The sequence below is a fragment of the Bradyrhizobium sp. P3_C3 genome (genome assembly GCF_056402655.1).
The window spans coordinates 1-10,119 of record NZ_JBFUGY010000094.1 but is presented as its reverse complement, the minus strand read 5'-3'; the positions used below and the strand labels follow the sequence as shown (position 1 = coordinate 10,119).

Genomic DNA, 10,119 nt, shown 5'->3' with positions numbered 1-10,119 from the left:
TCCGCGTCATGGATCAATCAGGTCGAGCGCTGGTTCGCTGAACTCACCAGAAAACAGATCCAGCGAGGTGTTCACACCTCCGTCAGGCAGCTCGAGGCCGACATCCGTACCTTCATCGACCTGCACAACAGAAAACCGAAGCCATTCAAATGGACCAAGTCCGCAGACCAGATTTTGGCTTCCGTCAAACGCTTCTGCTATAAAGCTCAGCGGACTTTATGTGGCGAACTTTAGATTCACGTGACTAGTGGCTTCTGGAGTCTCGGTCTTGGACACCGGTGATCCATGCGTTGCCGCGGCTGTGCTAACGCTCTTACCCACGACTGTGGCAGCCTGAAATTCCGGCGAACCGGACACTGCTTTCGGCTTAAAGAGGTGCGGACTGGTTATCTCGACCGGCTGGACATCGTGGTGCGCAATGATCACGCGCGTGCCGCGCTTCGTGAGATGCCAGAGTCGAATGGCAAAGTCATTTTTCAAACGGATGCAGCCGTGTGACGCCGGATGCCCAGGCACGACACCGGCATGCAACGCAATCCCTGACCAGGTGATGCGCTGCATGTAGGGCATGGGGGCAGAGCTATAAATATTTGAGCGGTGCCATCGTTGTTTGCTGATCACGCTGAATACGCCCAGGGGTGTAGGATGCCCCTGAGTTCCCGTGGACACCGTCGAGCGTGCGATCAATGCCCCGTTGTCAAAAAGCGAGACCCGTTGGTCAGCGATCGAGATGATGATCTGGAGCGGGCCCTTCGGAGGGGCCTCAGGCCGAGCGTTCTTCGCAGATCCAGAGTTTGTCTGCCGGTGATAGTGCTTGTGTTTGAACGGAGCGTAGTGGCCTGGCCAGAACCTGTCCTGCGGCCAAAACGGAAACTGAGCGTGTGCGATCCCTGTAGAGAGCATGAAAGCGGCGAAAGCTATTATTGGAGTCTGCCTCCTCATTCAGTGCCTCATGCAGTGAAGTTGCATGCGAGGTCCAACGCAAGAAGCGTGGCGTTACCGACCATAGCCTCGTCTTCAAATCTGGTCGCAGTGGGTCGAAAATTGGACCAATTCCAATGACGGGGCCAATCTGCCGGAAGAAGACAATCGGCAATAGCCGTCGCGCTGATCGCCGGGCCGATCAATGTACGGTGTGAGGGCCGTTGCGACGGACGCTTTGATCTTGGGCAATGGGTTCGGTTCGCTCAGATGATCCCATAAATCGTCAACGACAGACCGCTCGAAGGGACGGCATCCCCGACTACGGCCACTCAAGCGCACCTGTTGGTCCGACATTCACCATGACCGGCTCGCCGCGAACTAGCCGCATGCGTCGCATGGGTCCGAAACTTCCCAACACGCTTACGTCGCAGAACAATTGCTTGCCGCCGGCGCGTTGCATGCGGGCAACACTTCGTGGAAAAGATGATGAACCGCGGTTTGCGCCATTGCGCGGCCATGTCTCGACCCGAAAATTCACCCGTCGCGTGCTTGGCTGTGCAGCATTGCTCGGGTGGGGCCTTTGGAAGCGACGGGATGATGAACCCGCGGCGATTTACGGCAGTGGTGCCGACGTTTTGCGGAACGGTCGTTCTCGCGGGGGGGATCGTTGGCTGGCTGGCTGGCTTCGGTTCGGCCGGCACCGAGAACATCGGCGCAGTGCCAATCGAGGATCGCGCAGCATCGCTCGCCGCCAACGCCAGGCTCGCGGATGAACCGCAGGCAATCGCAATGGACAACGCCGTTGTCGCTAACACCGTTGTCGCGAACGCTGCTGTGGCTGGCGCCGAAGTGGCGACGGCCGCCGAACCCGCGGCGGGGACGGCCACCGACACGACGGCGGCTTCGGATAAGCCGGAATCGATCGTCGTGGCTGCGTTGCCCGATCCGTCGCAGATGCTGTCGGCCGATTTACCGCCCGTGCAGGAATCGGTGGACTTGGGCCACCATGATGTCGCCCAACCGGGGCCGACAACGCGCAATGCCTCCAACTCGGCGCCGGTGACGCAGGATTTTCGCTATCTCATCTATTACGTCTGGTCCGAACTGCCTCCTGCCGAGAAACCGGCGGAGATCGTCTTAAAGTCACTCAAGGACATCCCGGTCGGAACGCCGGTCGAGGAGATCAAGCGCGCTTCCGACGCTTTCGGTCTGGACTTCCATTTCATGAAAGCGGTTGCCAAGATCGAGTCCGGTTTCGACCCCAAGCAGCGCACGGGGTCGTATATCGGCCTGTTTCAACTGAGCAAGTACGAGTTCAACAAATTCGGCTCCGGGCAGATTCTTGATCCCCGCGACAATGCCATTGCGGCAGCTTACAAGGTCATTACCGAAGGCATTCTGTTCGAGTGGGTGACGCAGAAGAAGCCGACCTTGAGTGATCTTTACTTGATCCATCAACAAGGCTGGGAAGGCGCCGCCGAGCACATCAGCCAACCCGATCGCATCGCTTGGAAATCCATGTGTGCCACCAGCGAAGGGAGGGAGAAACGCGAAAAATGGTGCAAACGCGCGATCTGGCGGAATACCCTTCCGGCCGTCAAAGCCGAGTGGAAATCGGTGGATAAGCTGACATCGGGGGCGTTCGTCGGAATGTGGCGCGAGCGGGTTGCGCATTTCCAATCGAAATACATGGCTACCGCCGACGCCGAACGGGCGAACCAGTAGATTTCCGTTGAGTGGTTGGTAGGAGTTGCCGCACGCGCGGGCCGAGCGGGGGCCTCACCGCCGCCGCGAGACGTGGTGTCGCTCAGTGGTCGCGCAGGACGCGCTTTACGTTTTCAACGACTCGCTCGGACCATTCCTACTGCGCGCTAACGAGGTGATCGATCAGATGCCGATGTCTGGTTGTGGCCCGGTCCATGCGTAGACCGCCGGCCTTGGCCGTGATGCTACACATCAGCTCGTCGGTGTGCAGACTGCCTTTCATCAGCATCTCGCCGTGGGCAGCGTGGATCAGTTCGACGGCCTTAGCGGCGGCCGCCTCGCTGTGCGGCGCATCGACGATTTCGATTCTCGCGATGTCGAGCCCGTGAGTGTCGGCCGTGTCTCTGATCTTTCCCTCCGGACCCACCAGGATCGGTCGGATGATGCCCGCGCTGGCGCTGTCGAGGACGCCGCAGCGCAGGGAGGTCTCGTCGCAGGGGTGCACCACGACGGTCTGAACGGGATCGATCGAGCGGGCGCTGCGATCAGAGTATCGTACTTGCTCGGAGTGCTCGTGTGGGCGTTTGCGGTAGCCTGGTCGACGGACTCATCGCTGGCGTTTCATTCACGCCTTTCAGGGCTACTGGGCGGTTTTTGACCTCAAGGGCCTAGTTGAATCCGCAGTGGGCCGGATAGGCTTGAACCATTACCACCTTATACCGTGAGATTTACGGACAACTCTCACGACGACCCAGGCAAAAACGTACCTGAGCCTAAGCCATGCGCAGAGGAGGCCCGGCGGTTCGCGCAGCAATATGCCGACGTTGGGAAGTTACGAGGTCGCTCGAATTGAGGAAGTCTCTGCCCCGCAGACCCTCGCCTGAATCCTTGTCCTCCTCATTGCATGATCGAATGAAGTTCGCTGCCGGCGGCACAATACCCATTCAGGGTGCACAGTGGTTCGTCGCCAATATGTTAACGCCTCGCGCGGAACGGCTGGGTTAGACCAGCATCTGATCAACTACGAGCGCAGGAAAACCGCAGCGTCTAGATAGCAAGGAGGAAATATCGCCTTAAGCCTCGCGCCGCGCAGGAAGATTGTGTGACGAGACAAACCACCACGCGTTGCGATCCAATTCCGAACCGGAGCCGGGTACATTGAATACATTATTCGTGTGGCTTCTGGATTTGTAATTTGGCGTCCGCCAGCCCCCAGGTCCCAGGCTGCGTGGAAGGCAAGATTTGCCCTTTCAGTTACGCAGATTCTTTCCGAAGGGATCTTAGCTAGGACGATCGTACAGGCCGAGGCGCAGAGGCCATCGATGATCACAGTCTGGCCCGTGTTCTTCAAGTTTTCGTACCGATCGAAGTAACGTTGGATCAACCCACCCCGATCGTTGATAATCCTCACCACGGCATCGCTTGGGCCCGCGTATCCCAGTGAAAATGCTGTAGCGAGCAATGCCGTCAGGAATTTCATGTTTGTGCCTCTCAACATTGCATTTACCCCGGTACTACGTTCGAATGTGTTGCGGCAGGAACGACGTCACTGGGCGTTCGGGTAGCGGGTAGCAGGACTCGGCAGCCTGCCTCCGGAATGAACCCTTCGTAGGTTTGGAGCGGCAATCTGAGGCGATCGTGGGACACCCGCAGTTATCGGACGGCTATGCGCTTACATTTCTTGCGACCGCCGAATGGTTTCTGACAGTTTGCCGTACCCGGCGGCCGCGTCTGACTTCCAAGCTGAATACGAGGGTTCGATTCCCTTCCCCCGTCCAAACTTGTCGAAGAACTAGCCTGCGAACGATTGTTGCTTTCGACAAGGACTTCCCGTCTGGCGCGCGGCGCGGTCGTGGTTCACTGCCTCTACTTCGGTACGCATTCGACGTTGAAGGCAATGATGATCTGCGCTGGGTCAGCCTGACCCAGGCTCTTCAAGTCTTCCAAACCGCTTCTCATCCTGGCTCCCGCCTCCTTCAAGCGCTCCTCCAGTTTGGACTTCGCTGCCAGGCAGCGCTCTTCACTGGAAAATTCCTGGAATACCACGGTCGGAAGGACCCTCCATTCCGCTCTGTCATTTGTGGCGGCCGGACTAACTGAATACGAGAAGACGTACATCAGGATCCACATCGGAAGGCTCCATCTGTGACGCGACGGCAGTGAAAGCCTGCGCCCTCAAGGCCATCGTCGATAAGAGGGGCACGTCTCGCCTGCGTCGGTGCTTGCCACAGGCCGTGTTAGTGCAGCGCTGCTTAACAAAGGGAGGTTGATCTGGATCAAACAGAAGCCCGATACTTCCATCCTATGAGCCGGGGCTTGTCCTGGCGGGCGCACTATGGGCGGATCACGCCGATATGGATCATTGCGCTTCCAGCCACGCCAGCGTCTCCGCTTTTTGATCGGACGAAAATCGACGAACTTGCGCCGAGACAAAGTGCTTCGCCATCCGCGGTATGGCCTTGAAGAGCTCGCTGTCAGTCACGACGACCACGCGCTTCACCTGTCGATGATAGCCTCCGACGAGCTTGAGCTGTCCCAGCTCGGAAAGGCCTTTGCGAATATCATTAGGCCGGCCAGCTCTCCATTCGCCGCGACAAAGGGATCGATTTCCTGGGCGAGCCGCTCAAAGTTAGCTTTCTCGCGAGCGCCCCTACCGGCGAGAGAGTGAGGATGCGTCGGTCTCGCAGCAACTCCGGCCTGAGAAGTTCGAGGCCGCTCAACTATCGTCGGCTTATTGGGCTGACCGAAAGCAGCCGCAACATCTGTAAACCGGCGCTCTCACCCACCTCAGACATTGCAAAGATGCAGCAACCGCTAGCCATACATAGCCCGCAAAAAAGCCCCGGCGAGCCGGGGCTTTGGTTTGCGCAGACTGGAGCGATCAGTATCTCGCCGCGACAGGAGCTTTTCCATACCCGCCGAAGCGATAGTTGAAGCGCACAGTGACCATATCCACGTCTTGGCTGATCCGGTCGTTGAGTACGGCCGCAAGCCGCGGATCGGCCACGGAGAAGGAGTTGTTCGCATGTCCCATCCACAGATGATCGTATTCAACACCGACCGACCAATTTTGTGCGAAGCCATACTCCCAGCCGACACCCAGCGCGCCGCCCCAGCGCGTGTTATCTGCCGAGACCAGACCGATCCCGGTGGTGTTGTCGAATATTGTCAGGCGATTGCTGGTTACGGCCGCGCCGCCCTTCACGTAGAGCAGTGACGCGTTCCACGCCCAACCGAGTTGGCCCGTGAAGAGACCGATGGCGTCGGTCTTAACTGTGGTTGAAAGTGTCGGGTTGAACAGGCTGACGCGTGTGTTGCTGAGGTCGGCCCAATCGCCCTGCGCTTCCAATCCGAACACAAATTGATTGGATTGCCAGCGATACCCGACCTGCCCGCCGACAACGCCACCCGACCGATCCCGGCAACCGCTTGCAACTGTGCCTGCGAGCGTGACGAAATCCACGCAATTGTGGCTTTGGCCCCATCCGCCGTTGGCGCCGATGTAGAAACCGGTCCAGTCATAGATCGGAGCGACCACCGGCGGCGGCGCCTTGGTGTAGGGGCGTGCCGCCATATCAGCCGCCGACGCGGGGGCCGCCATGCTCACTGCCAGCAAGGCCACGCCACTTAACAAAATCTTCCTCATTATTCTCGCTCCATCCACGTTTCACCCGAACGATGCCGGTTCTTTTTTGGATGTCCGGCGTTCCAGCTCGAACCTAGCTGAGCCGACTAGCATTCGATGTGCCTAAGCGGCAACAGTCGGGAAAATTTGGAAATGTGCGCGCGCTCTAGTTGAGTAAGCGCTATTGACCAATCAACGAAGGAATTTGCGTCTTAGAATTTGCGGCAGCGGCGGTTTGTTGGCCCCTTAGCCGAAGGTCGATTGAGCGCGTGTCATGTCGGCTGTCAGGGGCAAACCGGACGCCGATCCAACTTGGCGTCCACCGCTGCTTTTGACCCAATTGAGACATGAGCATTCCATGATTTGTGCAGCGCGCATGAACGCAGTGCACCATTCCCCTCGACGCCTTTTCCTGCTGGCCTGAGTATCTGGAGCAGTCATGTGCAAAGCTTTGGCGAAAACTATGTCGCTCGATGCGCTGCACATATTCATTGACATCTGGTGACAGTGGCCGACATTGACGGCCATGGTAGATAATAGGAGTAGGTGCAATGAGGGCTTACTCAATTGTCGGGCTGCTGTTTGCGGCAGTGGTGTTGGCGACGATTCCAGTCTCGCCGCAGGTTACATCGCGTGGCGTCGTGGAGTTAAGCGTTGATCAAGCGCAGGCCTACACGTATCGGCGCGCCCGCGTGACTGCGCGTCGTGTCGACCGTCGCGATTACCGCCATACGCGTCGTGCCGTGCGGCGTGGTGTCTACTAACGGAGCGCGATGCGCGCCGACAAGGTACGAGACGGTGATCAAAGTGCTCGATCACTCGCCCGCGCCGACGATTGATTGAGTAAATCACTGCGGTTCGTGCATGTCGTTTGCTGCGGCGATGAGTCCAGGTCTGGCCCATCAGCGAAGTGGTGACACGCCTCATTGAGGTCCGTTCAACGAGGCCGACGTGCTTACGTTGAGTCCTTCGCATTTTGACCCATTTGAGACATCGGCCGATCGCAGCCGACGTCCGGTTGGCACGAGGTTTATTTCACAACCAGATGCTTCGTGCGCGCTATGGCGGCAGGCGCGGACGGGGAAATGGTGAACGTCAGCCAGGTATTCCATCCTGACGGACGGTTGGCTGCACCGAATTCGCCGTATCCCCTCAGGCTAAGGGAGCCGTGCATGTCTGCGACCGGGAAGCCGTACCCGATTTGCGGACCGACACCGAAAACGCGTGACCTGAAGCCACCGAGGATCGGGTTCTGGCCGGAATCGTCGGTGATTTGCTGGTAGGCATATCCGACAATGCCGAGGAAAAGCTGCTTGGTGAGGTAGTGCGATGCGCCCCAGTCGRAGTGGAAATCGATGCCGCTCCGGTACAGGGTATCAGGATTCCTGAAATTGTAGGTAAGGCCGGCGACGCCCGAGATTTCGTTTCCTGCCGCCGGGTCGAAATAGGTATAGGCGCCTCCAATGTCGATCGCGCCGTGCCCGAGCCCGATGTTGGGAATCCGCGTCGGATCATAGTCGCCGACGGGAATATTGCCCGTGACGTAAGCCATGTAATTGTCGACGCCATGGCTCCATAGCAGTTGCGCGAATGGCGCGAGGTCGCCGTAGGAGGTAAGTGAGCCTTCGAGCATTCCGGTGCGCGTCATCACAATCGGTCCGGCTATCGCTGTCAGTGTTCCGGCGATACTGGTGGCGGCTCTGCCGTACTGGCCGGACATGCCTACGACCAACTGCCCGCCAAGCACCGCCGTCGTGAAAGTATACGATGGCGCAAGGGCGATCAGGTCGGCCCGCCCGCTCAGACTCAGATTTAGATTAACGTTGACGTTCGCGGGGATTTTGCCGGCCAGGATCTCTTTGGCCGCAGCAGCGCCCCCGGTTGCGGCGACGCCGGAATGGTAATCGATGACACTGAGCGCCCAGCCCGGTGTCTGCTGCATGGCCACGAGGCTCGCAAACTGACCCGGAAACCAGAACGAGCTACCGCCCTGGTCGGCATGCGAAACATCAGCGCAAAGCACGAGAGCAGCAACCGCTGCCGCATAGTTGATGACGCGGCTTCCCGGTTTGTTTGATCTCATTGCAAACCTCTGGGCGGCATTTGCAACCAGTGGCGGCTACTGCAAAGCGCTCCGCGAACCGCGGGGCCCCAAGTTAGACGGCATTCAATACTAGGGCACAAGCAGCGTCGAAATCCGTGACAGAATGGTAACAGCGGGGGATATTTGTATTACGGCGATGACGCAGTCTCGGCTCGACCAAGAGTTGCTTGCGCTGGAGATATTCGGTTTTCTTTGCCGGAGCGAGGTCTTTTCCTGGGTCATCGCGACAAGTGTGGGAGGTCTTGCTGAGGTCTGCTGTTGGCGGCAGAGCCGACTTGATTTTGCTCACCGCAAGTATTGCGGCTCGTGACCCTGGCTGTGTGGAAACGCTGCTGCTTTGCCATGATTCTCTCGTGATTCTGCGGGGGAAGCAGAGAGGCGCTTCGTTGAGCAGGCGGATCGTGGGCAATGGACACTATTGCCTGAATGCCTGAACCCGCTCGCTATGCGCCAACGTCGCGAGACAGTCGAGCATCCGTTCGGCACGATGAATGCACGCATGGGAGGGACCCACTTCCTCACTAGAACGCTCCCAAAAGTAGCCGCCGAGATGGCACTCTCGGTTCTGGCCTGACACGGGTCATCAACATCGTCGGGATCAAGCCGCTGATCTATGTGATCGCGGCCTGAGGCCGAGCCGGTCTTGGCTTGCTATCGGCTCATCTACAAAAGTGTGCTTCTACAGCCAAGACCCTTAGCAAACATCGTCTAGGCATACAGTCAGTTAGCTGCGTATGCTCCGACCATTATGCATTAGGTTCGAATTGAACTGCTTTGGCTCAGTCCTCGTCCTCGGACAGCGCACGGCGCCGGTCTACGGCATCACTCATATCGTGGAGTACCAGAATCGCGATGGCCGCCATGCGCTGCCTCTGTTCGGGATTAAGCGTTTTGTAGAGTGGCTGCCACGCCTCGGCGAGTTTATCCAAATCGGCTGATCGTTGAGCCAATGCTTCGGAGCGCCGCTGCAAGAAGGTGATAGGGTCACGATTGCGCAGGGCTTCGACACGGTTTTCGTCGGCCCGTCTACCCACTGTTTCTCCGATTTTTGCAAGGCGGGCTTTCCGGTCCTCCGCCCTGGCACGAATGGCGCTCTCTACAGCGGGCCAGTATTTCTCCTGGTCAGGTGTCAGCTGCAACGCGGCCTTTACCAGATCAATCCTCATGTCCGTCAGCGTATTCCGGTCGGCTGCATTTAACCGTTCCGGAGTCGCAGAAGAGGTTTGCGAGGTTTGCGCGTTGGCAATCGGGGATGCAGCAAGGAAGAGTGCGGTTGTTCCGGCAACTACTATTTTCAACATCGGCCATCTCCTAGGCGAGTTGCCCCACTCCACAATGGTGACGCACTGCGCGGTTACGTTGATCTAAATCAGGGAACCAGCGCCGCCCAGTGTTCGTCCTTTTACATCTCAGAAATCAATCTCGTATCGAGGGCCGACGGCGAGGCCGGGCACGTTCAGACCTTTGTGGGGTTTGGCCCCTCCAAGGAAGAGGCAGAGAAGAGCGCCCTGGGATGGTGCTCGCATATCAGGTTCGATCTTGAGACCTGCTTGAATTCGGATCGCCTGACCGCTCGCAACTATCGGTCAGACGGAGGTGACGCCGCACTTGATCTCAAGTACATGAAGGCAGTTGCGCGCATTACCGGCTGCAGTTAGAGCGCGTTCGCGAGCGATCGAACGCGCTTGATCTATATCAAGCAGCTCGTGGCCATCTTGCTGCAGGTAACAGACGACGTAGAGCCCAGGTCAATGTTTCGGGG

Annotated in this window: 8 protein-coding genes and 2 pseudogenes; 2 read left to right on the top strand and 8 right to left on the bottom strand. The window is 58.3% G+C overall.

Translation table 11 applies throughout. The annotated features are described in order from the left end of the window. A pseudogene (locus tag AC1DW2_RS42715) lies at window positions 1-234 on the top strand (IS630 family transposase); the annotation flags it as partial. Here the strand turns inward: AC1DW2_RS42715 and AC1DW2_RS42710 are convergent. After that, window positions 217-903, bottom strand: coding sequence for a L,D-transpeptidase family protein (locus AC1DW2_RS42710; protein ID WP_231145353.1), 687 nt, complete (start codon window positions 901-903; stop codon window positions 217-219). The pseudogene AC1DW2_RS42715 and the gene AC1DW2_RS42710 overlap by 18 nt on opposite strands. 504 nt (window positions 904-1,407) lie before the next feature. Between AC1DW2_RS42710 and AC1DW2_RS42705 the strand changes: the two genes are divergently transcribed. Then, window positions 1,408-2,649: a transglycosylase gene (locus AC1DW2_RS42705; RefSeq protein WP_245328642.1), complete on the top strand. Its 1,242-nt coding sequence runs from the start codon at window positions 1,408-1,410 to the stop codon at window positions 2,647-2,649. A 187-nt stretch (window positions 2,650-2,836) separates the two neighbouring features. Here AC1DW2_RS42705 and AC1DW2_RS42700 read toward each other — a convergent pair. The 7 genes and pseudogenes from AC1DW2_RS42700 to AC1DW2_RS42670 form a co-directional block, all read right to left on the bottom strand. Continuing rightward, window positions 2,837-3,177: pseudogene (locus AC1DW2_RS42700) on the bottom strand (phosphate acetyl/acyltransferase); the annotation flags it as partial. Between the two features lie 472 nt (window positions 3,178-3,649). Beyond that, window positions 3,650-4,108, bottom strand: coding sequence for a hypothetical protein (locus AC1DW2_RS42695; RefSeq protein ID WP_084795345.1), 459 nt, complete (start codon window positions 4,106-4,108; stop codon window positions 3,650-3,652). Window positions 4,109-4,494: 386 nt separating this feature from the next. Next, on the bottom strand, window positions 4,495-4,758 hold the full coding sequence (locus tag AC1DW2_RS42690; RefSeq protein WP_038945657.1) for a hypothetical protein: 264 nt from the start codon (window positions 4,756-4,758) through the stop codon (window positions 4,495-4,497). Between the two features lie 229 nt (window positions 4,759-4,987). Continuing rightward, window positions 4,988-5,167: a SpoIIAA family protein gene (locus AC1DW2_RS42685; protein WP_049808091.1), complete on the bottom strand. Its 180-nt coding sequence runs from the start codon at window positions 5,165-5,167 to the stop codon at window positions 4,988-4,990. 342 nt (window positions 5,168-5,509) lie between these two features. Next, the gene (locus AC1DW2_RS42680; protein ID WP_038953383.1) at window positions 5,510-6,274 is read right to left on the bottom strand and encodes an outer membrane protein; all 765 of its coding nucleotides are present in this window, start codon (window positions 6,272-6,274) and stop codon (window positions 5,510-5,512) included. A gap of 1,009 nt (window positions 6,275-7,283) precedes the next feature. After that, entirely contained in the window at window positions 7,284-8,336 is a 1,053-nt protein-coding gene (locus AC1DW2_RS42675; protein ID WP_477009091.1) for a SphA family protein, read from the bottom strand. A gap of 800 nt (window positions 8,337-9,136) precedes the next feature. Further along, window positions 9,137-9,658, bottom strand: coding sequence for a Spy/CpxP family protein refolding chaperone (locus tag AC1DW2_RS42670; protein WP_038945733.1), 522 nt, complete (start codon window positions 9,656-9,658; stop codon window positions 9,137-9,139). Window positions 9,659-10,119 lie beyond the last annotated feature (461 nt).